A 26,705-nucleotide genomic window follows, 5' to 3' on the forward strand; every position below is an offset into this window, starting at 1 on the left:
GGGCGCTGCTGCGGCGGCGCGGCTTATCCCGGATCGAGGAAGGGCAGGGCGGGGAAGGGGAGGGGCAGGCAACACGGGCGCCGGGATTGCGGCGCACCGCAAGCCATGGTTGCGGGCCGTGCTGTCGCGTGTCGCATCCTGCGGACTCCCGCCTTGTTCAGGGGGTCAACCGGGCAGGGGCAGGATCGTTCCGGGAAAAGTGACGGAAGCGTGAGGAACTTTGTCCCGCCTATTCAGCGGCGTGGCGCAGATCGTCGCCCTTGCCGGGCGCGCCGCCGGTTTCCAGCTTGTCCAGCCGCGCCGCCTGCGCCTTCAGATCCGCATCCATGCGGGCCGGATCGGGGGCCTCTGGTTCCTCTTCCTTCTTGCCGACCAGGCCGCCGAAGATCCGGCCGAGAAGCCATGAGAGGTCATCCATGATCAGGAAGAACGAGGGCACGATCACAAGGCTGAGGACGGTGGAGACGATGATGCCGCCGATCACCGCCGTCGCCATCGGCGCGCGGAACGAGCCGCCCTCTCCCACGCCAAGTGCCGAGGGCAGCATCCCGGCCGACATGGCGATCGAGGTCATCACGATGGGTTGCGCCCGCTTACGGCCGGCCTCGACCATCGCGTCGAAGCGGTTCATGCCCTGCGCGCGCATCTCGATGGCGAAATCCACCAGCAAGATGGCGTTCTTGGTGACGATCCCCATCAGCATCAGGATGCCGATCAGCACCGGCATCGACACCGGGCTGCCGGTGACGATCAGCGCCGCCGCGACGCCGCCGATGGCCAGCGGCAGCGAGAACAGGATAGTGAAGGGCTGGATCACGCTTTTGAACAGCAAGATCAGCACCGTCAACACCAGCATCAACCCCAGGATCATAGCGTTGCCGAAGCTTGCAACCAGCTCCTGCTGCACCTCGGCATCGCCGGATTCTGCGATCCGCGCCCCGGCCGGAAGCTCCACCCCCGCGGCGATCTCGCGGAAGCGGGCGCTGGCGGTGTCCAGCGCCACGCCCTCTGGGAGGTTGGCGCCGATTGTCGCGCGCCGCTCGCGATTCAGGCGGTTGATCGCGCTTGGCCCCTGCGAGACGGTGATGTCGGCCACCGCGTTCAGCGGCACGCTGCCGCCCGCGGCGGTGGCCACCCGCAGCGCGCCGATGCTGGCCAGATCGTCCTTCACGCGGTCCGTCAGCTGCACCCGCACCGGGATCAGCCGATCATCGACCGCCACCTTCGCCAGCGCCGCATCATAGTCGCCAATCGTCGCCACCCGCACCGTTTCGGCCATGGCGCTGGTCGAGATGCCAAGCCGTGCCGCCTCGTCGCTGCGGGGGCGGATCTGCACCTCGGGCCGCGGCAGCGCGCCGGTGGCGGCGACATTGGCCAGCAAGGGATCGCCGCGCAGCGCGGTTTCCAGCCGGGCCACGGCGATGTTCAGGTCCGCCTCATTCTGGGCCAGAACAGAGAAGGTCAGGTCGCGCTCGCCGCGGTCATTCAGCTTATAGGTGCGCAGGTCGGGGATCGCGGCCAGCTTGGCGAAGATCTCGGTCTCGATCTCGGCCTGCGCGCGGGTGCGGCCGTCCGACTGCACCGGCGGGATCATCCGGCCAAGGCCGGGAATGCCATGGCCGATCTCTGCCAGACGGTTCAGCAACGAATGATCGAGCCGGTCCAGCAGAACGCTGACGGCGGCACGGCGGATGTCCATCTCGCCCGTGGGCGACGAGCCCCCCAGCACGAACACGTCGCGCACGCCTTCGACCTCGGCAATCACCGCGCGCATCGCCTCGGTGCTGCGGTCGGTATCCTCCAGCGAGGATCCGGGCGGCAGCTCGACGCTGATGGAAATCCGGCTGACATCCTCGGGCGGCATGAAGCTGCCGGGAATCCGCTGCATGAAGAACACCGACACGGCCAGAACGCCAAGCGCGGCGACCAGCGTCAGGTAACGCATCCGCATCGTACCCTTCACGACGGCGGTGTAGCCGCGCATGATCGGCCCTTCCCGGTCATCGCCATGATGGGCATCGGACGGGCGCATCAGATAGGCGGCCATCATCGGAGTGATCAGCCGCGCCACGAGCAGAGAGAACAGCACCGAAATGGCGACCGTCATCCCGAACTGGCTGAAATACTGCCCCGGAATGCCGGGCATGAACGACACCGGCACGAAGACTGCGACAATGGTCAGCGTGGTCGCGATCACCGCGAGGCCAATCTCATCTGCAGCGTCAATCGACGCGCGGTAGGGCGTCTTGCCCATCTGGATATGGCGGGCGATGTTCTCGATCTCGACGATGGCATCATCGACGAGGATGCCGGTGGCGAGCGTGATGGCAAGGAAGCTGACGAGGTTCAGCGAGAAGCCCAGAAGGTCCATCACCCAGAAGGTCGGCACCGCCGACAGCGGCAGCGCCACCGCGGCGATCAGCGTCGCGCGCCAGTTGCGCAGGAAGGCCAGCACCACCAGCACCGCCAGAATCGCGCCCTCGATCAGGGTGTGCAGGGCAGATTCGTAGTTGCCATAGGTGTAGTGCACGGTGTCATCGACGGGGGTGATCTGGATGTCGGGGTTCTCGGCGCGCAAGCTCGCGAGGTTTTCCTCCACGATCTCGGCCACGCTGACCTCTGACGCGCCCTTGGCGCGGAACACGGCGAATGTCACCACCTGCTCGCCATTGTACCGGCTGAACGAGCGGAGTTCCTCGTAGGTATCCACCACCTCGCCAAGGTCTGACACCTTCACGAACCGGCCCGAGGGCAGGGCAATGGTCGTCTCAGCCAGTGCCGCCGCGGCCTGCGCGTCGCCCAGAAGGCGGATGGCCTGCTCGCCGCCGCCAAGCTCGCTGCGCCCGGCGCCCAGATCGGCATTGGTGGCGCGCAGCTGCTGGCTGACGGTCGCCGCGGTGATGCCGAGGCTGTTCAGGCGCGCGGGGTCCAGCTCCAGCCTTATCTCGCGGTCGGCACCGCCATAGCGGTCGATGCGGCCCACCCCGACCTGCCCCTGCAGGCTGCGCTTCACCCGGTCATCGACGAACCAGGACAGCTCCTCGATGGTCATCCCCGGCGAGGCGACGGCGAAGGTCATGATCGCCTGCCCCTCCACGTCGATCCTTGTGACGATGGGGGCATCGACGTCACCCGGCAGGTCGCCAAGGATCTGGTCGATGGCGTCCTTGGTGTCCTGCACGGCCTTGTCGGTCGGCACTTCCATGCGGAACTCGACCGAAGTGGTGGAGACGCCATCCGACACGGTCGACAGGATGTTCTTCACCCCGGTGATGCCCGCTACCGCATCCTCGATTTCCTTGGTGATCTGGGTTTCCAGTTCCGCCGGGGCGGCCCCCGCCTGCGTGACGGTGACGGCGACCAGCGGTACGTCGATATTGGGGAAGCGGGTGATGGGCAGCGCGTTGAAGGATTGCCAGCCCAGGACCATCAGCAGCACGAAGGCCAGCAGCGGCGCGATGGGGTTGCGGATGGACCAGGCGGAGAAGTTCATCGCTTGCCCCTATTGCGTGGCATCGGTGCCCACAGGCACCGGGTTGATCCGGTCGCCCGGCCGCACGAAGGCCCCTGCGCGGGCCACGATGACCTCGCCCGCGAACAGGCCCGAGGTGATCTCGATCAGCCCGCCATCGCGGATGCCGGTGGTGACGGGCGCCTGCTCTACCGTGCCGCCTGCGGTGACGCGCAGCACCTCGGCGGCGCCCATGGCGGCGACCGGGACCGCCAGAGCCTCGCGCTCGGCCACCAGAACCTCTGCCTCGGCGAACATGCCCGCGCGCAGACGCTCTGGCGCATCGATGGCGATGCGCACCCGGCCAAGGCGGGAGGCGGTGTCGACGGTGGGTTCGACCATCCGCACCTTGCCGGTCAGCGGTTCAGCCAGCCCGGCGGCGCGCAGGCTGGCGGGTTGCCCGGGTGCCAGCCGCAGCACGTCGCGTTCGGCGACATCGGCATGCAGCTCCAGCAGGCCATCCCGGATCAGCGTGAACATCGGCTGCCCGGCAGCGCTGGCGATGGCGCCGACCTGCGCGTTGCGGGCGGTGACGAGGCCGGCAACCGGCGCGATCACCAGCGTGCGCTGCAGCTGCAGGTCGATATCGGCTATCTGGGCGGTGACCTGATCGCGCTGCGCCTCTGCCGCCCTTGCGCCCTGCTCAGCCGCCGTCACCCGCGCCAGTGCAGAAGCCGCCTGCGCGTCGGCCTGATCTGCCAGCGCCTGCGTGCCAGAGCCCTGCGTGCGCAGTTGCTGGGCACGGTCGCGGACGCGCACCGCCTCATCGGCAGAGCTTTGCGCCTCAACCCGCTGTGCCTCGGCCTGCGCGATGGACGCGAGCGCGGCGGCGCGGCTGGCCTCCAGCTGGCCCTTGTTCAGGGTCAGCGCAGTATCCGAAAGCCGGGCCAGCGGCTGGCCCTTTTCCACGGTATCGCCCACATCGACCAGCAGCGCCTCGATCGGCTGGCCCTCGATCAGCGGTTGCACCTGAACCACCTCCACCGGGGTGACGAGACCCGAGGCGATGACCCGGTCACGCAGCACGGCCTTGCCCACCGTGGTGACGGTGATCGCCGGCAGGGCAATCTCGGGCGCGGCCTGCTGCGCCATCAGCGTATGCGGCAGCGCGAGCCCGAACGGGACAAGGGCAAGGACAAGCAGGGACAGTCGCGGCATGGGGGGTCCTGGGCAACGGAGGGCGGGCAACGACAGCAACAGACGGAATATAGGGGAGGCGGGCCGATAGTCAGCCGGAATGATTGTCACCGCGTTGCGTGGCGCAAGCTTTCTTGTGCTGGTTGGCGCTGTAGGCGGGGGGCGACGTAGCGTCAGCTTGGCGTCAGGTTCGGGAATATCGCGTCCGCGCCGGACCCAAGGGCCGGGCAGAAGCGTTGGGGCCGATCTTGCAACCGGAGGATGACATGGCATCGCGCGCAGTGTGGAAGGGCCAGTTGCGGCTGTCGCTGGTGTCTATCGCGGTCGAGATTCACAGCGCGACCCAGCCGGGCGCGCGGGTCAGCTTCCGCCAGATCCACGGGCCATCAGGCAAGGCGGTGAAGTATGAGAAGACCGTGCCGGGCATGGGGCCGATTGATACCGCCGATATCCTGAAGGGCTATGAGCTGCCGGGGGATGAGTACCTGCTGCTGCAGCCCGAAGAGATCGACGCGATCAAGCTGGAGACGAAGAAGACCTTCGAGCTGGTGCAGTTCGTCGGCGTGGACGAGATCCCGCCGCTGTACTACGACAAGCCCTATTACGTCGTGCCGACCGATGAGCTGGCCGAGGATGCCTACCGCGTGGTCCGCGATGCCTTGCGCAAGGCGGGCAAGGTCGGCCTTGGCCAGCTGACCATGCGCGGGAAAGAGGCTCTCTGCGCCATCCGTCCCTGCGGCGACGGGCTGCTGATGGAGACGCTGTATTATGCCGATGAAATCCGCTCCGCCGCGCCGCTCTTCTCGCAGATCGAGGACGAGCCGGCGGATGCGGATCTGCTGGCCGTCGCGACCCAGCTGATCGACCGCAAGACCGCCCCTTTTGACGCCAAGGCGTTCAAGGACCACTATGACATTGCCCTGCGCGAGTTGATCGAGGCCAAGCGCAAGAACAAGAAGACCCCGCGTTCGGCAGCTGGCGAGGATGCAGCGCGGCCGAAGGGTGAGAATGTGGTCGACCTGATGGAGGCGCTGCGGCAGAGCCTGAAGGCCAGCGGCGGCAAGGAGGCAGACGTGAAGCCGAAGGCCACGCGCAAGCCCGCCGCGAAACCTGCCGCCAAGCCCGCCCGCAAACCCAAATCGGCCTGACGGCGATGGGCCTGCTGGACAGCTATCACGGCAAGCGCGATTTCGGGCAGACGCCCGAGCCTGCCGATCCCGGCCAATCCAGCGCCACCGCCCTGCGCTATTCGATGCAGAAGCATGACGCGACGCGGCTGCACTGGGATCTGCGGCTGGAATGGCAAGGCGTGCTGCTGAGTTGGGCGGTGACCCGCGGCCCCTCGGCCGACCCTGCCGACAAGCGGCTGGCGGTCAGGACCGAGGACCACCCGCTCAGCTATCTGACCTTCGAGGGCGTGATCCCCAAGGGCAATTACGGCGCCGGCACCGTCATGCTCTGGGACATCGGCCATTGGCAGCCCTTCCACGATGTGGCTGACGGTCTGGCCGAGGGCCACCTGCATTTCGCGCTGCATGGCCGGCGGAACACCGGCAACTGGTCCCTGGTGCGGATGAAGGGGAAGCGGGCGGGCGACAAGGACCGCGAGAACTGGCTTATGGTGAAGGACCGGGATGCCGCGGCCATCGAGAGCCAGCGGGTGGACCGGCACATGACCAGCGTTGCCACCGGGCGCGACCTGCCCGGGATCACTGCGGGCGGCCCCTCTGTCCCGTTTGGCCCCAAGCGCAAGAGCGCGACGCCGCGCTTCCGCGCGCCGCAGCTTGCCACCGCGGTGAAGGACCTGCCCGAGGGCGAGGCCTGGCTGCATGAGGTCAAGCATGACGGCTACCGCGCGCAAATCGCCCTCGGGCGCGGCGGCGTGCAGATCTACACCCGCAGCGGGCTCGACTGGTCCGACAAATTCGCGCCGCTGCTGCCCACGCTCGCCGAGCTTACCGCCGATACCGCGCTGATCGACGGCGAGATCGTGGCGGGCGCGGGGTTGCAGGGCTTTGCGGCCTTGCAGGCGGCGATCAAGGAGGGCGGGCCGTTCGTGTTCTATGCCTTCGACCTTCTGTACCTCAACGGCACCGACCTTGCGCCCCTGCCGCAGATCGAGCGCCGCGTGGCGCTGGAGACGTTGCTGGAGGAGGTGCCGGCCCGGGGCCTCGTGCAGCTCTCCCCCGCCATCGAGGGCGATGCCGCGCCAGTGCTGGAGGCGATCTGCGCGGCGGGGGGAGAGGGGATCATCTCCAAGCTCGCCGATGCGCCCTGGCGCGGGGGGCGGTCGACCGCCTGGCTGAAAGTGAAATGCAGCCGCCGGGCGGAGTTCGTGATCTGCGGCTACCAGCCCAGCGACAAGCGCGGGCGGCCCTTCGCCTCGCTGCTGCTGGCCACGCGTGAGGGCGGACAGCTGGTCTATCGCGGCAAGGTCGGCACTGGCTTCGACGATGCCGCGCAGCAGGACATTGCGGAACAGTTGACAGCGCTGGCCCGGCCGAAATCGCCGCTGGAAAAGGCTCCGGCGGAGACGCGGGGGGCCAAATGGGTCGACCCCAAGCTGGTGGCAGAGGTCGTCTATGCCGAGGTCACCCCCGAGGGCCGCCTGCGCCACGCGCGCTTTGTGGCGCTGCGCGAGGACAAGCCGGCGATGGAGGTGCAGATGGAAACCGAAACCGCGTCAGGAGATCGCCCGCTGGTCCGCGGTATCGGCATCAGCAGCCCGGACCGCGTGATCTTTCCCAAACCCAAGACCACCAAGCTCGACCTCGCCCGCTACTACGACGCGATGGCGGACCGGATATTGCCGACGCTGGCTGACCGCCCCGCCTCTCTGCTGCGTCTGCCAAGTGGGCTGGAGGGCGAGCGGTTCTTCCAGAAACACGCCGGAAAGGGCTTTCCAAGCGCGATCCGCAGCCTGCCCATCGAGGAGAAGGATGGCGGGACCGAGGAGTATATCTACCTGTCCGATGCCGAGGGGCTGGTCGGCGCAGCGCAGATGGGGACGGTGGAGTTCCACCCCTGGGGCGCGCGGCGGGACCGGCTGGACCGGCCGGAGCGGCTGGTCTTCGACCTCGACCCCGATGAGGGGCTTGGCTTTGCCGCTGTGCGTCGCGGGGCGTTCGACCTGCGCGACAAGCTGGAGGATCTGGGGCTTGGGTCGTGGCCGATGGTGTCGGGCGGCAAGGGCGTGCATGTGATCGTGCCGCTGCGCCGCACGGCGGGCTGGGACACGGTCAAGCTTTTCGCGCAGCTGTTTGCCACGCTGCTGGCGAGCGCCCAGCCCGACCGCTACACCGCGACGATGGCGAAGGCAGCACGCAAGGGGCGGATCTTCATCGACTGGCTGCGCAACGAACGCGGGGCGACGGCGATTGCGCCCTTCTCGGTCCGCGCCCGCCCCGGCGCGCCTGTGGCGGTGCCGGTCAGCTGGGACGAACTGGCAAAACTGCGCCGCGCCGATGGCTTCGGCATGAAGGCGGCGCAGGAGCGCAGCTGGTCCGACCTGACCCTGCCCGCCGATGCCACGCTGGGGGAGCCGGTACTGGCCCGGCTCGAGGCGCTGCGGGGCAAGCAGGGCTGAGGCTTACTGTGCGTCTTTCCAGGCCTGATAGCGGGCCTTGGTGTCCTCGTTCATCGGGTAGAGCCCGGGCAGGGGGATGCCGCGGTCCACTTCCGTCATGATCCAGGCCTCCATCTGCTCCTGTTCCGGCGCCTCGGCCAGAACGGCATCCAGATAGGCTGCGGGAATCAGCACCGCGCCATCCTCATCCACCACTACCGTGTCCCCGGGGAACACCGCAACGCCGCCGCAGGCGATGGGCTCCTGCCAGCCGACGAAGGTGAGGCCCGCGACCGAGGGCGGCGCGGCGATGCCGTCGCACCAGACCGGCAGGCCGGTTCCCAGCACGCCCACCGCGTCGCGCATCACCCCGTCCGTCACCAGCGCGGCCACGCCCCGCTTGGCCATCCGCGCGCAGAGGATGTCGCCGAAGATCCCGGCATCCAGCACGCCCATCGCATCGGCCACCGCGATGCAGCCCTCGGGCATCGCCTCGATGGCGGCGCGGGTGGAGATAGGGGAGGCCCAGCTGGCGGGGGTGGCGAGGTCTTCGCGCGCCGGCACGAAGCGCAGGGTGAAGGCCTCGCCCACCATCCGCGGCTGGCCCGGCCGGATCGGCTTGGTGCCGCGCATCCAGACGTTGCGCAGGCCCTTCTTCAGCAGCACGGTGGTGAGGGTGGCGGTGGAGACGCCCTTGAGGATCTCCACGGTCTTGGGGTCGAGTGCCATCGGGGGCTCCTTGGTTTATACGACTTCGACGCGAAGGGGCGCGAGCCCATCCACCCGCGCCTCCATCACGTCGCCGCGCTGCACGGCACCAACGCCGGCGGGGGTGCCGGTCAGGATCACGTCGCCGGGCGCGAGGGTGAAGAGCTGCGAGAGATGCGCGATGATGCCCGCGACCGGCCAGATCATGTCGGCCAGCGGCGCCTGCTGGCGCCGGGTGCCGTTCACGTCGAGTGTGATCGCGGCGCCGTCCAGATGGCCGACAGCGGCGACGGGGCTTAGCGGGCCGATGGGGGCGGAGTGCTCGGCGGCCTTCGCAGCCTCCCATGGCCGACCGGCCTTCTTGGCCTGCGCCTGCAGGTCGCGGCGGGTCATGTCGAGCGCGGCGGCATAGCCGAAGACGCAGTCGAGGGCGGATTCGGCGGGGATGTCATCGCCACCGGTGTGGAGGGCGACGGCCAGTTCCACCTCGAAATGCAGGTCGGTTGTGAGGGTGGGGTAGGGGAAGCGCCCGTCGGTCAACAGGTTGTCCTGGTTCTTCTGGAAGAAGAACGGCGGCTCGGCATCCGGGTCACCGCCCATCTCGCGGGCGTGCTCGGCGTAGTTGCGGCCGACGCAGTAGACGCGACGGACGGGGAAGAGGAGGTCAGTGCCGGCGACCGGCAGGGCTGTTGGGGCCGCGGGGGCGAAGAGGTAGCGGGGGGTGTCGGCCATGTCGGGTTTCCTCCGGGGCAAATCGGTCGGGGGCCAGATGGCGGGATCGGTGGGGGCAAGTCAACCGGATGGGAAACGGACCGGCTGGGGCGGGCGGGAACAGGCGAGGCACTGCCTCGCCCCGCCCGTGCGAGACCTGACGCCCGGAGCCATCGGCCGCATGAGACCGAATGAGGGCAGCGCCCGCCGGGGGCGGGGCGGGCGCTGTCCGGGCCCTTTGGGGGCCCGTCCGTGCAAACTGAGATGTCACGCCGTCGCGAAGGCGATGGCCTTCGCCACTGAGATGTCCGTGGGAGGGCACACAACCGCCGCTTCCGCTGAAGGGACGTCAAGCGCCAGTCTCCACCCTTCCCGTCTTGCCCGCGCCCCGCCAATCGCTATTCTGCAGCACAAGTTACGCGCGCGCGACGCGCCCAGCCAAGGAACGGACCGGCAGATGACCATCGACGCCCCGGAAACACAGATCGTCACCACCTGGAAGGTCGCCTGCGACGGCGGCGAGGGCGCGCTTGGGCATCCGCGCGTCTGGCTGACGATTCCCTTCGAAACCGGCTATGTCGAATGCGGCTATTGCGACAAGAAGTTCGTGGTGGACCGCGACCACGCCCATGACGACCACTAGGCACGACGACCACTAGCTCGCTGCAAGCGGTTGAACGCCGGGCCGGTCCCGTGCGATGACACCTGCCCGGCCGCGGGTTCGAAGACCAAATGGAGGCACCGCGATGACGTTCAGCAAAGGGTGCCACCTGCACCTGATCGACGGGTCGGCCTTCATCTTCCGAGCCTATCATGCACTGCCGCCGCTCACCCGCAAGTCCGACGGCATCCCCGTCGGCGCCGTGGCGGGCTTCTGCAACATGCTGTTCCGCTATGTCGCCAGCAATACCGGCCCCGATGCAGCAACGCATGTGGCGGTGATCTTCGACTATTCGTCGAAGACCTTCCGCAACGAGATCTACGACAAGTACAAGGCCAACCGGCCCGAGCTGCCCGAAGACCTCAAGCCGCAGTTCCCGCTGACGCGCGAGGCGACGCGGGCCTTCAACATCGCCTGCATCGAGACGGACGGCTACGAGGCTGATGACATCATCGCCTCCTATGCCTGCAGGGCGCGCGAGGCTGGGGGGCGGGTCACCATCATCTCCTCGGACAAGGACCTGATGCAGCTGGTCGGCGACGGGGTCGAGATGCTCGACCCGATGAAGAACAAGCGCATCGGCCGCGAGGAGGTGTTCGAGAAGTTCGGCGTCTATCCCGAGCGCGTGGTGGATGTGCAGGCGCTGGCCGGCGACAGCGTCGACAACGTGCCGGGCGCGCCCGGCATCGGCATCAAGACCGCGGCGCTGCTGATCAGCGAATTTGGCGATCTGGAAACCCTGCTGGCCCGGGCCAGCGAGATCCCGCAGCCCAAGCGCCGGCAGGTGCTGCTGGACCATTCCGAGCAGATCCGCATCTCGAAGCGCCTCGTGGAGCTGGATTGCGACACCCCGCTGACCGAGACGCTGGAAGAGCTGGAGATCCAACCCTCGGACCCCGAAAAGCTGATGACCTTCCTCAACCTGATGGAGTTCCGCACCCTGACCAAGCGGGTGGCCGACAGCCTTGGCGTCGCACCGCCGGTGCCGGTGGAGCCTGTGGCGACGCCCCCGCACCCCGACGATGCGCCCACCACCCCGCCCGAGCCGGAGCGGCTGCCCTTCGACCATGCCGGGTATGAGTGCATCCGCGATGCGGCGACGCTCGCCCGCTGGATCGACGCGATCTATGCCCGCGGCTATGTCGCCGTGGATACCGAGACGACCGCGCTCGATGAGATGCGCGCCGATCTGGTCGGCATTTCGCTGTGCGTGGAGCCGGGCAAGGCCGCCTATCTGCCGATCTGCCATCGCGAGGGCGGGGGCGATCTGTTTGCGTCCGAGAAGCTGTCTGACGGGCAGATGACTGCCGATCAGGCGCTGATGATGCTGAAGCCGGTGCTGGAGGATCCTTCGATCCTCAAGATCGGGCATAACATGAAATACGATGCCAAGATCTTCGCCCGCCAGCGCGGCGAGGGCTATGCCCAAGGCATCACCGTCGCTCCCTATGATGACACGATGCTGATGTCCTATGCCATGCATTCGGGCCTGCACAATCACGGCATGGATGAGCTGGCGGACCGCTACCTTGGCCACACCCCGATCCCGATCAAGTCGCTGCTGGGGTCGGGCAAGGGCGCCACCACCTTCGACCGGGTGCCGATCGACGAGGCGGTGAAATATGCCGCCGAGGATGCGGATGTGACGCTGCGCCTGTGGCAGCTGTTCAAGCCCAAGCTGCATCAGGTGCAGGTGACGACCGTCTATGAAACGCTGGAACGGCCGCTGGTGGCTGTGCTGGCGCGCATGGAAATGGCCGGCGTGCTGGTGGACCGTGACACGCTCAGCCGCATGTCCAACGCCTTCGCGCAGAAGATGGCGGGGCTGGAGGCGGAGATTCACGAGCTTGCGGGCGGGTCCTTCAACGTGGGCAGCCCCAAGCAGCTCGGCGAGATCCTGTTCGACCGGCTGGAACTGCCCGGCGGGGTCAAGGGCAAGACCGGCGCCTATGCCACGGGGGCCGATGTGCTGGAGGATCTGGCGGCCGAGGGCGCCGTGCTGCCCGCGCGGGTGCTGGACTGGCGGCAGCTGTCCAAGCTGAAATCCACCTATACCGATGCGCTGCAGACCCATATCCACCCGGAGACGGGCCGCGTTCACACCTCCTATTCCATCACCGGGGCCAACACCGGGCGCATCGCCTCGACCGATCCGAACCTGCAGAATATCCCGGTGCGCACCGAGGAAGGCCGCCGCATCCGCGAGGCCTTTGTGGCCGCGCCCGGCAACCGGCTGGTCAGCCTCGATTACAGCCAGATCGAGCTGCGCATCCTCGCGCATGTGGCGGATATCCCGGCGCTGAAAGAGGCGTTCCGCGAGGGGATCGACATCCACGCGATGACCGCCAGCCAGATGTTCAACGTGCCGCTGGAGGGGATGGACCCATCGGTGCGCCGGCAGGCCAAGGCGATCAACTTCGGGGTGATCTACGGCATTTCCGGCTTTGGCCTGGCCCGCAACCTGCGCATCCCGCGGGCCGAGGCGCAGGCCTTCATCGACACCTATTTCGCGCGCTTCCCCGGCATCCGCGAATACATGGATGCGACGGTCGCCTATGCCAAGGAGCATGGGTTCGTGCAGACCCTCTTCGGCCGCAAGATCCACACGCCCGAGATCAACTCGCGCGGCCCGACCGCCGGCTTTGCCCGCCGTGCCGCGATCAACGCCCCGATCCAGGGGGCTGCCGCCGACATCATCCGCCGCGCGATGATCCGGATGCCCGCCGCCATCGAGGGCCTGCCGGCCAAGATGCTGCTGCAGGTGCATGACGAATTGCTGTTCGAGGTGGCCGAGGATGCGGTGGACACGCTCATCACCCGCGCCCGCGCGGTGATGGAAGGGGCGGCCGATCCCGCCGTCTGGCTCGACGTGCCGCTGGTGGTGGATGCCGGGCACGGGATGAACTGGGCCGAGGCGCATTGAGAGGCACGAGAGTGTCTTGAAGTCGCGGCAGGTCTGAATGACGCGCTGCCCAGAATTTCGTCCGTCGACGAAATTCTGATGTGCCCGCCCCCCACGGGCGGGCACATTCGTGCCCACCGGGGCGGTCAATCAAAATTGGAACCGTGGGACCAAGCCGCACCCCCCTTGCCCTGCGGCTTGCGCCTCCGGGCAACCGTCGCGGGTGACTTGCCACTGGCAAGTCGCCTGATCGCGCCGGGGGGCACGCCTGTAAAGCGCAGGAGCATTGGCCCCCCGCGACCTTGCACCGCTTGACCTTCCCGCGCGCCCGGCAGAGGCTGCCCCCGCAGGACCGGAGCGCTCCCATGCCGCATGACCATTCCCATCACGGCCATTCCCACGACCACGGCCATAGCCATCTGTCACCCGACGCTGGCGACCGCAGGGTCGCTGCCGCCGTCGCGGTCAACCTGCTGCTGACGGTGGCGCAGATCGCGGGGGGCGTCGTCTCGGGCTCGGTCGCGCTAATTGCCGATGCGGTCCACAACCTGTCCGATGCCGTGTCGCTGATTATCGCCTTCGCCGCCCGCCGCGTGGCCCGGCGTCCCGCCGACGATGCGATGACCTTCGGCTATGCCCGTATCGAGGTGGTGGCGGCGCTGATCAACTATACGACACTGATCATGATCTCGCTGTGGCTGGCCTATGAGGCGGTGATGCGGATGCTCGATCCGCAGCCGGTTCTGGGCTGGATCGTGGTCATCCTTGCGGGCGTGGCGCTGGTGATCGACATCGCCACCGCGGCGCTGACCTGGCGGCTGTCGAAGGACAGCGTCAATATTCGTGCCGCCTTCCTGCACAACCTTGCCGATGCCGGGTCGTCGGTTGCCGTGATGATCGGCGGCACGCTGATCCTGCTTTATGACTGGTGGCTGGTCGATCCGATCATAACGCTGGGGATCTCGGCCTATATCCTGTGGCATGTGCTGTCGGATATCGCCCCGGTGATGCGGATCCTAATGCTGGGCGCGCCGCCCGGCCTGCTGCAGGCCGAGATTGCTGCCGCAATCGCCGCCGAGGAGGGGGTGGAGGAGGTGCATCACCTGCATCTGTGGCAGATCGACGAACGCCGCACATCCGTCGAAGCGCATCTGGTGGTCGCCGAGGGCCGCGACTTTGCCGAGGTGGTGGGCCGCGTGAAGGCCATGCTGCGGGCCGATTTCGGGCTGGCCCATGCGACGCTGGAGGCTGAAACCCGCCTCTCTGGCTGCGCGGGTGGCTGCACAGCTGAGCAGGCCTAACCGCGTGCGGCGGCGGCCCCGAACCGCTCCATGAACGGCAGTTCGGTAAACAGGAACGTCAGGTTCGCGGCAAAGCGGGACATCAGCCCTCCAGCTCTGCCGAGGAGATGACCTTGAAGAACACGCCGCCCGACCACAGGCCGAACCAGCTTGTGCCGCCCTGGTCCTCATGCACCCCGCGCTCGACCAGCCGGTAGAAGGTCTTGCGGTCGATCAGCGCGTCGAGGTTGGCGCGCACCAGAACATAGGGCGAGGGTTCCCCGGTTTCCGCATCCCTCTCTACCCGGATCGGATGGTCCGGCCCGGCGGTGACGGTGTCGCCGACATGAGTGGTGAAGGTCAGGTCCTGCGCGCGGCCCTCGCCCGAAACCTCAGCATCCACGGCGACGAAGGGCGCATCCTCGACCCTTATCCCGACCTTCTCCACCGGGGTGACCAGAAAATAGGCATCCCCGTCGCGCCGCAGGATCGAGGAGAACAGCTTCACCAGCGCCGGCCGACCAATGGGCGTGCCAAGGTAGAACCATGTCCCGTCGCGGCGGATTTCCATGTCGAGATCGCCGCAGAAGGGCGGATTCCACAGGTGAACCGGCGGTGGGCCCTTCTTGCCCGCGCTTTGTGCCGCGGCTGCCAGCCCCTCGGCGGTGGGGCCAGATGCTGCACCTGCGTTCACTTCTGTGTCAGTTCTTTTTGCCATTGGTGCCTGTCGGGACATTTACGCTAAGGTGGGACTATGACCCATCAAGGAGGCGATGTCATGACCGGGCTTTCCGATGCCGAGGGCGCTGCACTGATCGCCGAGATCGAACAGCTGGCGGACCGTCTGGCCGAGGCGCGCACTTCGGTGGACCGCCGCTTCATCGGCCAAGACAAGGTGGTGGAGCTGGTGCTGACCGCGCTGCTGTGCGGTGGCCACGGGCTGCTGGTGGGCCTGCCGGGCCTTGGCAAGACCATGCTGGTCGATACGCTGTCGACGGTGATGGGCCTCAACTCCAGCCGCATCCAGTTCACTCCCGACCTGATGCCGGCTGATATCCTTGGCTCCGAGGTGCTCGACACCGCCGCCGATGGCACCCGCGCCTTCCGCTTCATCGAAGGCCCGGTGTTCTGCCAGCTGCTGATGGCCGATGAGATCAACCGCGCCAGCCCGCGGACCCAGTCGGCGCTGCTGCAGGCGATGCAGGAGAAAGAGGTCACCGTGGCCGGCATCCACCGCCCGCTTGGCCGCCCCTTCCACGTGCTCGCCACCCAGAACCCCATCGAGCAGGAGGGCACCTATCCGCTGCCCGAGGCGCAGCTGGACCGCTTCCTGGTGCAGATCGACGTGGATTACCCCGACCGCGCCACCGAGCGCGATATCCTTTTGGCAACCACCGGCACCGAGACTGCCGAGGTCCATCAGGTGTTCAGCGCCGACAGCCTGATCGCCGCGCAGCAGACGGTGCGGCGGATGCCCGTGGGCGAAAGCGTGGTCGAGATGATCCTGGATCTGGTGCGGGCCTGCCGTCCGGGCGAGGCCGAGGCGGGCGAGCGGGTCAAGGCTGCCGTCGCCTGGGGCCCCGGTCCGCGCGCGGCGCAGGCGCTGATGCTGGGTGTTCGGGCGCGCGCGCTGCTGAACGGCCGGCTCGCGCCCGGCGTCGAGGATGTGGCGGCTCTCGCCCGCCCTGTCATGAGCCACCGCATGGCGCTGTCCTTTGCCGCCCGTGCCCGCGGCGAGGATCTGGGCAAGCTGATCGACGGCGTGACCGAGACCGTGACGCGGATCGAGGCGGCGGCGTGATCCCAGCCGCGCCCCTGCACGCCTCGGCCGGCCTCCGCCGCCGCGCCGAGGAGATGTCGCATATCCTGCCGCCGCTGCTGGCCGCGGCGCGGCAGCTTGCGGCGACGGTGCAGCTTGGCGCGCATGGCCGCCGCCGGGCGGGGCTTGGCGATGAGTTCTGGCAATACCGCGCCGCGCATCAGGGCGATGAGGCCCGCGCCATCGACTGGCGCCGCTCTGCCCGCGCCGATGCGCATTTCGTGCGCGAACGCGAATGGCAGGCGGCGCAATCGGTGCATCTGTGGGTCGATGACGCCCGGTCTATGGAGTTCACCGGCGATGACAGCCGCCCGGTCAAGGCCGACCGCGCCCGCCTGCTGGCGCTGGCGCTGGCGGTGCTGCTGATCCGCTCGGGCGAACGCGTCGGCCTCGCCGATCCCGCGACCCCGCCCCGCGCGGGTGAGGTGCAGCTGATGCGGCTCGCCGCGCGGCTGACCGCCCCGGCGGGCGAGGCGGATTATGGCGCGCCAGAGGGGCGGGCGATGCAGCCCCATGCGCGGGCCGTGTTCATCTCCGACTTCATGGGCGATCCGGTTGCCGTGGAAACCGCGCTGACCGAGGCCGCCGACCGCGGCGTTACCGGAGCGCTGCTGCAGGTGCTGGACCCGGTGGAGGAAGCCTTCCCCTATCAGGGCCGCACGATCTTCGAGAGCATGGGCGGAATGCTGGCCCATGAAACCCGCAAGGCTGGCGACCTGCGCGACCGCTATCTGGAGCGTCTGGCCGAACGCAAGGACCGGCTGGCGACCCTCGCCTCGCGCACCGGCTGGCAGTATTCGTGCCACCACACCGGCGATCCGGCCCCCGGCGCGCTGCTGTGGCTGTTTCACGCGATGGAGCGGCTGGCCTGATGCTGATCCTTGGCCCCATCGGATTCGCTGCACCCTGGCTTTTGCTGGGGCTGGTTGCGCTGCCGCTGCTGTGGATCTTGCTGCGCGCCGTGCCGCCCGCGCCGATCCGCCGGCGCTTTCCGGGCGTGGCGCTGCTGCTGGGGCTGACCGATGCCGAGCAGGTCACCGACCGCACGCCCTGGTGGTTGCTGCTGCTGCGGATGCTGGCGGTGGCGGCGGCGATCCTCGGCTTCGCCGGGCCGGTGCTGAACCCCGCCGCGCCCACGGGCGGCACCGGGCCGTTGCTGATCGTGGCCGATGCCAGCTGGGCCTCTGCCCGCGACTGGTCCCGCGCCGAGGCACGGATCGAGGCCGCGCTGGATGCCGCCGCGTCGGATGGCAGGCCCGTCGCGCTCGTCAATCTGTCGATGCCCGAGGCCGGCGTGCCGGTCTTCCAATCCGCCGGCGATGCCGCCCCGCAGGTCGCCAGCCTCTCCCCCCGCGCGTGGGAGCCCTCGGCTGAAGCTATGTCCGCCCTCGCCGCAGCACTGCCCGAGGGCGCGTTCGACACGCTCTGGCTGTCGGACGGGCTGGACCGAGAGGGGCGCGAGGCTCTGCTGGACGCCCTACAAGACCGCGGCAGCGTGACGGTGCAGCAAAGCCCGCGGGTCATCCGCGCGCTGGCCCCTGCCACCTATGCCGATGGCGCGCTGCTGGTGCCGGTGCTGCGCGTCGCAACGGCCACCGAGGCGCAGGCCGATGTTGCCGCGATGGGGCTGGACCCGCTTGGCATCCCGCGTGAACTGGCGCGTGAGGTCGTGACCCTGCCCGCCGGCGAAGCCCGGGCCGAGGCAGTCTTCGACCTGCCGCCGGAACTGCGCAACCGCATCACCCGCTTCGAGATCGTGGGCGAGTCCACCGCCGGCGCCGTCTCGCTGGCCGGCGACTCGCTGCGCCGGCGCGAGATTGCGCTGATCGACGGCGGCGGCGCGGCGCGCGAGGGGCTGGAGCTGCTCGCCCCGACCCACTACCTGCAACAGGCGCTGGAACCCTCGGCCGACCTCATCGGCGGCACGCTGGCCGATATCCTGCTAGCCGATCCCGATGCGATCATCATGGCCGATGTGGCGCGGGTGACCGAAACGGAATCCGATGCGCTGCTGGACTGGATCAGCGAAGGTGGCCTGCTGATCCGCTTTGCCGGGCCGCGGCTGGCCGCCAGCGAAGAGGGCCGCAACATCATGGACCCGCTGCTGCCGGTGCGGCTGCGTGCCGGGGGCCGCAGCGTCGGCGGCGCGATGAGCTGGGGGGAGCCGAAGGCGCTGCAACCCTTCCCCGAAGCCTCGCCCTTCCACGGGCTGGAACTGCCCGGCGACGTGACCGTGCGCGCGCAGGTAATGGCCGAACCCGACCCGCAGCTGACCGAGAACACCATCGCCGCGCTGGAGGATGGCACGCCGCTGGTCACCGCGCGGCAATCCGGGCAGGGGCAGGTGATCCTGTTCCACGTCACCGCGAATGCCGAGTGGTCGTCCCTGCCGCTGTCGGGCCTCTTCGTGCAGATGATGGAGCGTCTGGCGCTGGCCACCCGCCCCGCCGCGCCCGAAGCGGCAGAGCTGGAGGGTACGACCTGGGTGGCCGAGCGCACGCTGGACGCTTTCGGCGGGCTGCAGGAGGCGGGCGATCTGGCCGGCATCCCGGGCGCTCGGATGGCCGAACCGGTGCCTGCTGTGGATCTGCCGCCCGGCATTTACGCCTCGGGCGACCGGCGGCTGGCGGTGAATGCACTGGCGGCTGACCGTGAGCTCATGGCCGCCTCCTGGCCCTCGGGCATAGCTGTCGAGGGCGGCGCCGCGCGGGCCGAACTGCCGCTGCAAGGCCCGCTGCTGGCGCTGGCACTGGCGCTGCTGCTGGTCGACCTGATCGCCTCGCTGGCGCTGGCAGGCCGCCTGTCGCGGATGCGGCGCGGGGCAAGCACGGCCGTCGTCGCCCTCGCGCTGCTGCTGATCGCGCCGCAAGGCCTGCGCGCGCAGGAGACGGCGGATACGCTGGCCCTCCGCGCCTCCTCCGAAGTGGTGCTTGGCCATGTGATGACCGGCGATGCGCAGATCGACCGGGTGGCCGCGGCGGGGCTGAAGGGCCTTGGCGAGGTGCTCTACCGGCGCACCTCGGTCGAGCCCGGCGCGCCGATGGCTGTGAATCTGGAGGCCGACGATCTGGCGGTGTTCTCTTTCCTCTACTGGCCCGTCACCGCCGACCAGCCCGCGCCCTCGCCCGAAACCTACCTCAAGCTCAACCGCTTCCTGCGCACCGGCGGCATGATCCTGTTCGACACCCGCGACGCCGATGTCGCCGGCTTCGGCGCCGCCAGCCCCGCGGGCCGCAAGCTGCAGGCGCTGGCCGCGCCGCTGGACATTCCCCCGCTGGAGCCGATCCCCGAGGATCACGTGCTGACCCGCACCTTCTACCTGCTGCAGGATTTCCCCGGCCGCTACCAGGGCCGCGGCATCTGGGTCGAGGCCTCGGCCGCAGGCGCCGAACAGGCCGAGGGGATGCCGTTCCGCAACCTCAACGATGGCGTCACGCCGGTGGTGATCGGCGGCAATGACTGGGCCGCGGCCTGGGCGGTGGATGACCGCGGGCTGCCGATGTTCCCCGTGGGGCGCGGCTTTGCCGGTGAGCGGCAGCGCGAGATCGCCTATCGCTTCGGCGTCAATCTGGTGATGCATGTGCTGACCGGCAATTACAAATCCGATCAGGTGCATGTGCCGGCGCTGCTGGAAAGGCTGGGGCAATAATGGTGCAGCGGATCGTTTTCGACGCGCTTTTGCCCTGGCCGCTGATCTGGGCGGCGGCGGTGCTGGCCGCGCTGATGGTGGCGCTGGCGCTGTGGCGCGGGCTGCCCGGCTGGTGGCTGCGCGGGCTTGCCGCTGTGGCGCTGCTGGCCGCGCTTGCAGGTCCGGCGCTGGAGACGGAGGATCGCCAGCCGCTGTCCGACATCGTGCTGATGGTGGTGGATGGCAGCGCCAGCCAGTCCCTGCCCGGCCGCGCCGGGCAGACCGCCGCCGCCGTCGCGCGGGTCGAGGCGGAGATCGCCGCGCTGCCCAACACCGAGCTGCGCCGCATCGACGTCGGCGACGGGGCAGAGGATGCCGGCACCCTGCTGATGACCGCGCTGTCCGCTGCACTGGCCGAGGAGCCACGCGCCCGGGTCGCTGGCGCCATCCTCATCTCCGACGGACAGGCGCATGACCTTGCCGCCGCCCCGGACATGCCCGCCCCGCTGAACCTGCTGCTGACCGGCCGCGCCGCGGACTGGGACCGCCGCCTGGTCGTCCGCACTGCCCCGGCCTTCGGCATCATCGGCGAGCCGCTGTCGGTCGTCGTGCGCATCGAGGAAATGGGCGCGATGCCCGCGGGCGAAGTGGGCCGCCCGGTCGATGTGACCCTTGCCATCGACGGCGGCGAGCCCGAGGCTTACCAGGTGCCCGTCAACACCGATCTGGAACTGGCGCTGACGCTGGAACATGGCGGGCAGAACGTCGTGCAATTCGATCTGGCCGCGTCCGAGGGCGAGCTGACCACCCGCAACAACGCCGCCGTGGTGCAGATCAACGGCGTGCGTGACCGGCTGCGGGTGCTGCTCGTCTCCGGCGAGCCCCATGCCGGCGAGCGCACCTGGCGCAACCTGCTGAAATCCGATGCCTCGGTCGACCTCGTGCACTTCACCATCCTGCGCCCGCCGGAAAAGCAGGACGGGGTGCCGGTCAGTGAGCTGTCGCTGATCGCCTTCCCGACGCAGGAGTTGTTCGTCGAGAAGATCGACGAATTCGACCTGATCATCTTCGACCGCTACAGCCAGCGCGGGATCCTGCCGCCGACCTATTTCGACAACATCCGCGATTATGTCACCAAGGGCGGCGCGGTGCTGGTCAGCGCAGGCCCGGAATTTGCCAGCGTCGAAAGCGTCTATCACTCCTCGCTGGCCGAAATCCTCCCGGCCCGCCCCACGGCGCGGGTGCTGGAGCGGGGCTTCCTGCCGACCGTGTCGGAGCTTGGCCAGCGCCATCCGGTGACCGAGGGGCTGGACGATTTCACGCCCGAGGGCGCGGATGCGCCCGAGCGCGCCGAGGGCGAACCCGCCTGGGGCCGCTGGATGCGCATGGTGGATCTTGAGGACACGACCGGCGAGACGGTGATGGAGGGCGCGGATGGCCGCCCGCTGCTGGTGCTGGACCGGGCCGGCGAGGGGCGGATCGCGCTGCTGGCCTCGGACCAGGCCTGGCTCTGGTCGCGAGGGTATGAGGGCGGCGGGCCGCAACTGGAGCTGCTGCGGCGGCTCGCGCATTGGATGATGAAGGAGCCCGAGCTGGAGGAAGAGGCGCTGACCGTCACCGCCGAAGGGCAGGACATGACGATCACCCGCCGCACCCTCGGCACCGGCCCGCGCGAGGTGACGATCATCCACCCGGACGGGACCGAGACGGTGCTGCCAATGCGCGAGCTGTCCCCCGGCCGCCACATTGCAGAGTTCGCCGCGCCCGAGATCGGCCTCTACCGGATGCAGGAGGGCGATCAGGAACGGGTCTTCGCCGTCGGCCCCTCTGCCCCGCGCGAGTTCGAATCCACCATCGCGTCGGCCGAACCCCTGACCCCGGCGATGGCCCCGGTCAATGGCGGCGCCGTGCGGCTGGAGGAGGGGATGCCGGACATCCGCACCGTGCGCGAGGGCCGCCCCGCTGCAGGCCGCGGCTGGATCGGCATAACCCCGCGCGAGGCGCATGCGACCGTGGGTCTCAGCGTCGCGCCATTGCTGCCCGCTTGGGTGTTCCTGCTGCTTGCCTCCGGCCTGATCCTCGGCGCCTGGCTGCGCGAGGGGCGGCGCTAGGCTTTGGTGCCCGGCAGGTGCCGCATCATCACCATCCGCGACTGCGAGGCGAACTCGCGCCGCCACAGCACATAGATCGTGGCGGTGGCAGAGATCAGCAGTGGCACAGACCCCAGCAGCCAGGGCAGCGCGCCAAGCGAGAAATAAACCGACCGCAGCCCGGCGTTGAAGTTCTTGGCGGCCTGAATGTTCACCTCGGCCGCCTGTTCGGCGCGGAACTGGGCGGCGGGGTGGGCGGGATCATTCGGCACCGCCGCCATCAGGATCGCGCAATAGCCGAACAGCCGATGCGCCCAGACGAATTTCAGGAAGGCATCGACCACGAACAGCAGGATCACCAGGATCTTGATCTCCCACACCCCCGCCGGCGCCTCCGCCTGCGCCAGATCGCGGGCCAGCCCCGACAGCTGCTCGGCATTGCCGATCAGGGCGATGCCGCCGCCGATCGACAGCATCGTCGCCGACACGAAGAAGGTGGTGCCCTGCCGCAGGCTGCCGATGATATTGCCATCGAAGATGCGGGGGCTGCGGGTCACGAACTCCACCATCCACGCCTTGCGGAAGTCGCGCATCAGCACCGACACTGACGGTTTGCCCGCCGGTGGACGCTCGATCACCCGCCCGACCACCCACCAGCCCGCAAAGAGCCAGAGCAGGGCGACGGCATCGAGGGGGCCGAAATGGAAAAGGTGGTTCAGGATCATCCGCGCAGCGTAGCGGGCCACGGATCGCTTGCCAAATGCCAAAATTGGTCATATTACCTTACCGCATACGCCAACCCGCCCTATGCCAGCCACCCGGAGGTCGCCCCCGTGCAGATGCCCGCCCCCGATGCCCGCACCCTTGGCCGCAAGCCCGCCATCGTCGCGCGGCTGCGCGAGGTTCTGCCCGCCGATGCGGTGATCGACGACCCGGTAGAGCTGCGCGCCTATGAATGCGACGCGCTGGCCGCCTATCGCTGCCCGCCGCTGGCCGCGATCCTGCCGCGCAGCACCGCAGAGGTCGCCGCCGCGCTGAAGGTCTGCCACGCCGAGGGTGTCAAGGTGGTGCCGCGCGGGGCAGGGACCAGCCTTGCGGGGGGCGCCATGCCGTCAGAGGACAGCGTGATCCTTGGCATCGCGCGGATGACCCGGGTGCTGGAAGTGGATTATGCCGACCGCATCATCCGGGTCGAGGCGGGGCGCACCAACCTGTCGGTGACCGGCGCCATTGAATCGGACGGCTTCTTCTACGCCCCCGACCCCTCCAGCCAGCTGGCCTGCGCCATCGCCGGCAATATCGCCATGAACTCCGGCGGGGCGCATTGCCTGAAATACGGGGTTACGACCAACAACCTTCTGGGCGTCACGCTGGTGACGATGGCGGGCGAGGTGCTGGAGATCGGCGGCGCGCATCTGGATGCGCCGGGGCTGGACCTGCTGGGGGTGATCTGCGGATCGGAAGGCCAGCTGGGCGTGGTGACCGAAGCCACGCTGCGCATCCTTGCCAAGCCGGAAGGGGCCCGGCCGGTGCTGATCGGGTTCGACTCCTCGGAAGTGGCGGGCGCCTGCGTCGCCGACATCATCCGCGCCGGGGTGCTGCCCGTCGCCATCGAGTTCATGGACCGCCCCTGCATCCGCGCCACCGAGGATTTCGCCCATGCCGGCTATCCCGATTGCGAGGCGCTGCTGATCATCGAGGTTGAGGGCTCCCCGGCCGAGATCGACGAGCAGCTGGGCCTGATCCGCACGATTGCCGAGCGGCACTCCCCGGTCGAGTTCCGCGAAAGCCGGTCCGAGGAGGAGTCCAAGCGCATCTGGCTGGGCCGCAAATCGGCCTTCGGCGCGATGGGGCAGATCAACGATTACATGTGCCTTGACGGCACCATCCCCGTGTCAGCCCTGCCACAGGTGCTGCGCCGGATCGGCGAGCTGTCGGCGGAATACGGGCTGGAGGTGGCCAACGTCTTCCATGCTGGCGATGGCAACATGCATCCGCTGATCCTCTACCATGCCAACACGCCGGGCCAGCTGGAGCTGTGCGAGAAGCTGGGCGCCGAGATCCTGACGCTCTGCGTCGAGGTCGGCGGCTGCCTGACCGGCGAGCATGGCGTGGGGATCGAGAAGCGCGACCTGATGACGGTGCAGTTCACCCCCGCGGATCTGGAGGCGCAGATGCGCGTCAAGGATGTGTTCGACCCGGCCTGGTTGCTCAATCCGGCCAAGGTGTTCCCGCTGGCCGCCAGTGCCGGCCGGCGCGGAAACTGACAGGAGACCGGCGTGCGCCCCACCAGCGAAGACGATCTGGCTGCCCTTGTGCGCAGCGCACCCGGCCCGCTGCGCGTGCAGGGCGGCGGCACGCGCGGGCCCTTGGCCGAGGGCGATCTGCTGGAAACCGGCGGCCTGTCCGGCATCGTGCTCTACGAACCCGCCGCGCTGACACTGGTGGTCCGCGCCGGAACCCCGCTGGCCGAGGTGCAGGCGGCATTGGCCGCCGAGGGCCAGCGCCTGCCGTTCGAGCCGGGCGAGATGGGCGGCCTTCTGGCCCGCCCCGGCGCCTCCACCATCGGCGGGGTGGTCGCCACCAACGCCTCCGGCCCGCGCCGGGTGCAGGCGGGGGCCTGCCGCGACAGCCTGATCGGCGTGCGCTTCGTCGATGGCCGCGGCACGGTGGTGAAGAATGGCGGGCGGGTGATGAAGAACGTCACCGGCTATGACCTCGTCAAGCTGCTGGCCGGCAGTCACGGCACCCTTGGCGTGCTGACAGAGGTGGCCTTCAAGCTGCAACCGATTCCTCCCGCCACCGCGACGCTGATCCTGCCGGACCTGACACCGGCTCGCGCCGTGGCGGCGATGTCGGCCGCCCTTGGCTCTCCCTTCGACGTGACCGGCGCCGCGCATCTGCCGGGCACCGGCACGCTGATCCGGCTGGAGGGGCTGGCCGCCTCCATCGCCTACCGGGTGGACCGGCTGCTGGTGGCGCTCGCCCCCTTCGGGCAGGCGGTGGTGGAACGTGACCCCGCCGCCGCAGCCGCCCTATGGCAGTCGGTCCGCGACGGCGCACCCTTCCAAGGCCGCGAGGGCGATGTCTGGCGCATCTCCGTCCGTCCCTCCGACGGGCCAGAGGTCGCGGCAAGGCTCGGCGGCGAGGTAGTGATGGACTGGGGCGGCGGCCTGATCTGGGCGCTGTATCCGGCGGGAATGGATGCGCGGGCGCAGCTGGCGGGGATCGCGGGCCATGCGACCAGGGTGCGTGGCGCGTCGCCCGACATTCCCGCCTTCCCGCCCGAACCCGCGCCGGTGGCCGCCCTCACCGCGGCCCTCCGCGCGCAGTTCGACCCGCGCGGCATTCTGAACGCCGGCAGAGGCTGAGGGAGAGACCATGCAGACGAATTTCACCCCCGACCAGCTTCAAGACCCCGGCATCGCCCGCGCCAATGAGATCCTGCGCGCCTGTGTGCATTGTGGCTTCTGCACCGCCACCTGCCCCACCTATCAGGTGCTCGGGGATGAGCTCGACAGCCCCCGTGGCCGCATCTACCTGATCAAGGACATGCTCGAATCCGGCCGCCCCGCCGATGCGCAGACCGTCAAGCATGTCGACCGCTGCCTGTCGTGCCTCGCCTGCATGACCACCTGCCCCTCGGGCGTGCATTACATGCACCTTGTCGACCATGCCCGCGCGCATATCGAGGCGACCTACAAGCGCCCGCTGATGGACCGGATGTTGCGCCGGGTGCTGGCCGCCGTCATCCCCTATCCCGGCCGTTTCCGCCTTGCACTGCTGGGTGCCAAGATCGCGCGGCCCTTCGCGCGGCTCCTGCCCGATGCAAGGCTGCGGGCGATGCTGTCGATGGCGCCGAAACAGGTGCCCCCGGTCAGCCGCAACGATGATCCGCAGACCTTCCCCGCCACCGGCCCGCGCCGGATGCGGGTCGCGCTGCTGACCGGCTGCGCGCAAAAGGCGCTGAACACCGATATCAACGACGCCACCATCCGCCTGCTGCGGCGGCTGGGGTGCGAGGTGGTGGTGGCGCGCGGCATGGGCTGCTGCGGGGCGCTGACGCATCACATGGGCCGCGTCGATGACAGCCACCATCAGGCAGCCGCCAATATCCATGCATGGATGGGCGAGAAGGCGGCGGGCGGGCTGGATGCCATCGTCATCAACACTTCGGGCTGCGGTACCACCGTCAAGGATTACGGCCACATGTTCCGCTCGGGTCCGCTGGCGGGGCAGGCAGCCGAGGTCTCGAAGCTGGCTTGCGACATCTCGGAACTGCTGGTGCGGATCGGGTTGCCGGCCAAGAAACCTCAGGGGGACGCGCCGAAGGGCCTGCGCGTCGCCTATCACGCCGCCTGCTCGCTGCAGCACGGCCAACAGGTGAAGACCGCGCCCAAGGATCTGCTGAAGGCGGCGGGGTTCGAGGTGGTGGAGCCTGCGGACAGCCACCTCTGCTGCGGATCGGCGGGCACCTACAACCTGCTGCAGCCCGAGATTTCCTCGGAACTGCAAAAGCGCAAGGTCCAGACGCTGGAGGCGAAGGCCCCCAACGTGATCGCGGCGGGGAATATCGGCTGCATGATGCAGATCGGCTCGGCCACCGGCATCCCGGTCGTGCATACGGTCGAGCTGCTGGACTGGGCGACAGGGGGACCACGGCCGCGGGCGCTGGCGTAAGCTGGCTGCTTGC

General features: G+C 68.9%; 18 protein-coding genes. 12 read left to right on the forward strand and 6 right to left on the reverse strand.

What is annotated here, in order from left to right:
* Positions 1-229 precede the first annotated feature (229 nt).
* Both Q8S30_RS19550 and Q8S30_RS19555 read right to left on the reverse strand, forming a co-directional pair.
* Positions 230-3,493, reverse strand: coding sequence for an efflux RND transporter permease subunit (locus tag Q8S30_RS19550; RefSeq protein WP_305667698.1), 3,264 nt, complete (start codon positions 3,491-3,493; stop codon positions 230-232).
* 9 nt (positions 3,494-3,502) lie between these two features.
* Positions 3,503-4,669 carry an efflux RND transporter periplasmic adaptor subunit gene (locus tag Q8S30_RS19555; protein WP_305667699.1) on the reverse strand — a complete coding sequence of 389 codons (1,167 nt, stop codon included), beginning with the start codon at positions 4,667-4,669 and terminating at the stop codon, positions 3,503-3,505.
* 245 nt (positions 4,670-4,914) lie between these two features.
* Here Q8S30_RS19555 and Q8S30_RS19560 point away from each other — a divergent pair, with 245 nt between their 5' ends.
* The gene (locus Q8S30_RS19560) at positions 4,915-5,796 is read left to right on the forward strand and encodes a Ku protein (protein ID WP_305667700.1); all 882 of its coding nucleotides are present in this window, start codon (positions 4,915-4,917) and stop codon (positions 5,794-5,796) included.
* A 5-nt stretch (positions 5,797-5,801) separates the two neighbouring features.
* Entirely contained in the window at positions 5,802-8,234 is a 2,433-nt protein-coding gene (gene ligD, locus Q8S30_RS19565; protein WP_305667701.1) for a DNA ligase D, read from the forward strand.
* 3 nt (positions 8,235-8,237) lie between these two features.
* On the opposite strand, the gene Q8S30_RS19570 is transcribed toward ligD, so the two are convergent.
* Complete coding sequence (locus Q8S30_RS19570; RefSeq protein WP_305667702.1) at positions 8,238-8,942, reverse strand: ribonuclease activity regulator RraA; 705 nt, start codon at positions 8,940-8,942, stop codon at positions 8,238-8,240.
* Positions 8,943-8,957: 15 nt separating this feature from the next.
* Entirely contained in the window at positions 8,958-9,653 is a 696-nt protein-coding gene (locus Q8S30_RS19575; RefSeq protein WP_305667703.1) for a fumarylacetoacetate hydrolase family protein, read from the reverse strand.
* A gap of 436 nt (positions 9,654-10,089) precedes the next feature.
* Here Q8S30_RS19575 and Q8S30_RS19580 point away from each other — a divergent pair, with 436 nt between their 5' ends.
* The 3 genes from Q8S30_RS19580 to Q8S30_RS19590 all read left to right on the forward strand — a co-directional run bounded on the left by Q8S30_RS19580 (position 10,090) and on the right by Q8S30_RS19590 (position 14,496).
* A complete protein-coding gene (locus tag Q8S30_RS19580) occupies positions 10,090-10,275 on the forward strand; it encodes a zinc-finger domain-containing protein (RefSeq protein ID WP_305667704.1) in 186 nt (61 codons plus the stop codon).
* A 103-nt stretch (positions 10,276-10,378) separates the two neighbouring features.
* Positions 10,379-13,216, forward strand: coding sequence for a DNA polymerase I (gene polA, locus Q8S30_RS19585; protein WP_305667705.1), 2,838 nt, complete (start codon positions 10,379-10,381; stop codon positions 13,214-13,216).
* A gap of 344 nt (positions 13,217-13,560) precedes the next feature.
* Positions 13,561-14,496, forward strand: a complete 936-nt coding sequence (locus tag Q8S30_RS19590; protein ID WP_305667706.1) for a cation diffusion facilitator family transporter — start codon at positions 13,561-13,563, stop codon at positions 14,494-14,496.
* Positions 14,497-14,578: 82 nt separating this feature from the next.
* Here the strand turns inward: Q8S30_RS19590 and Q8S30_RS19595 are convergent, their stop codons facing one another.
* Positions 14,579-15,193, reverse strand: coding sequence for a DUF1285 domain-containing protein (locus tag Q8S30_RS19595; RefSeq protein ID WP_305667707.1), 615 nt, complete (start codon positions 15,191-15,193; stop codon positions 14,579-14,581).
* A gap of 60 nt (positions 15,194-15,253) precedes the next feature.
* Here Q8S30_RS19595 and Q8S30_RS19600 point away from each other — a divergent pair, with 60 nt between their 5' ends.
* The 4 genes from Q8S30_RS19600 to Q8S30_RS19615 are packed head-to-tail and all read left to right on the forward strand — an operon-like array spanning position 15,254 to position 22,033.
* A complete protein-coding gene (locus Q8S30_RS19600) occupies positions 15,254-16,276 on the forward strand; it encodes a MoxR family ATPase (protein ID WP_305667708.1) in 1,023 nt (340 codons plus the stop codon).
* Positions 16,277-16,329: 53 nt separating this feature from the next.
* The gene (locus Q8S30_RS19605) at positions 16,330-17,166 is read left to right on the forward strand and encodes a DUF58 domain-containing protein (protein ID WP_305667724.1); all 837 of its coding nucleotides are present in this window, start codon (positions 16,330-16,332) and stop codon (positions 17,164-17,166) included.
* Positions 17,166-19,943: a DUF4159 domain-containing protein gene (locus Q8S30_RS19610; RefSeq protein ID WP_305667709.1), complete on the forward strand. Its 2,778-nt coding sequence runs from the start codon at positions 17,166-17,168 to the stop codon at positions 19,941-19,943. The genes Q8S30_RS19605 and Q8S30_RS19610 overlap by 1 nt, the downstream gene beginning before the upstream one ends.
* Entirely contained in the window at positions 19,943-22,033 is a 2,091-nt protein-coding gene (locus tag Q8S30_RS19615) for a hypothetical protein (protein WP_305667710.1), read from the forward strand. Before Q8S30_RS19610 ends, Q8S30_RS19615 begins: the two co-directional genes overlap by 1 nt.
* On the opposite strand, the gene Q8S30_RS19620 is transcribed toward Q8S30_RS19615, so the two are convergent.
* Positions 22,030-22,737, reverse strand: coding sequence for a DUF599 domain-containing protein (locus Q8S30_RS19620; RefSeq protein ID WP_305667725.1), 708 nt, complete (start codon positions 22,735-22,737; stop codon positions 22,030-22,032). The genes Q8S30_RS19615 and Q8S30_RS19620 overlap by 4 nt on opposite strands.
* Before the next feature lie 108 nt (positions 22,738-22,845).
* On the opposite strand from Q8S30_RS19620, the gene Q8S30_RS19625 reads away from it, so the two are divergent.
* Genes Q8S30_RS19625 through glcF form a run of 3 tightly spaced genes read left to right on the forward strand, consistent with a single transcriptional unit; the run spans position 22,846 to position 26,692 of the window.
* Positions 22,846-24,279, forward strand: coding sequence for an FAD-linked oxidase C-terminal domain-containing protein (locus tag Q8S30_RS19625; protein WP_305667711.1), 1,434 nt, complete (start codon positions 22,846-22,848; stop codon positions 24,277-24,279).
* Between the two features lie 12 nt (positions 24,280-24,291).
* Entirely contained in the window at positions 24,292-25,383 is a 1,092-nt protein-coding gene (locus tag Q8S30_RS19630; RefSeq protein ID WP_305667712.1) for an FAD-binding protein, read from the forward strand.
* 10 nt (positions 25,384-25,393) lie between these two features.
* Entirely contained in the window at positions 25,394-26,692 is a 1,299-nt protein-coding gene (gene glcF / locus Q8S30_RS19635) for a glycolate oxidase subunit GlcF (protein ID WP_305667713.1), read from the forward strand.
* The last annotated feature ends 13 nt before the right edge of the window (positions 26,693-26,705 follow it).

This window comes from Frigidibacter sp. (assembly GCF_030695035.1).
Classification (GTDB): domain Bacteria; phylum Pseudomonadota; class Alphaproteobacteria; order Rhodobacterales; family Rhodobacteraceae; genus Frigidibacter.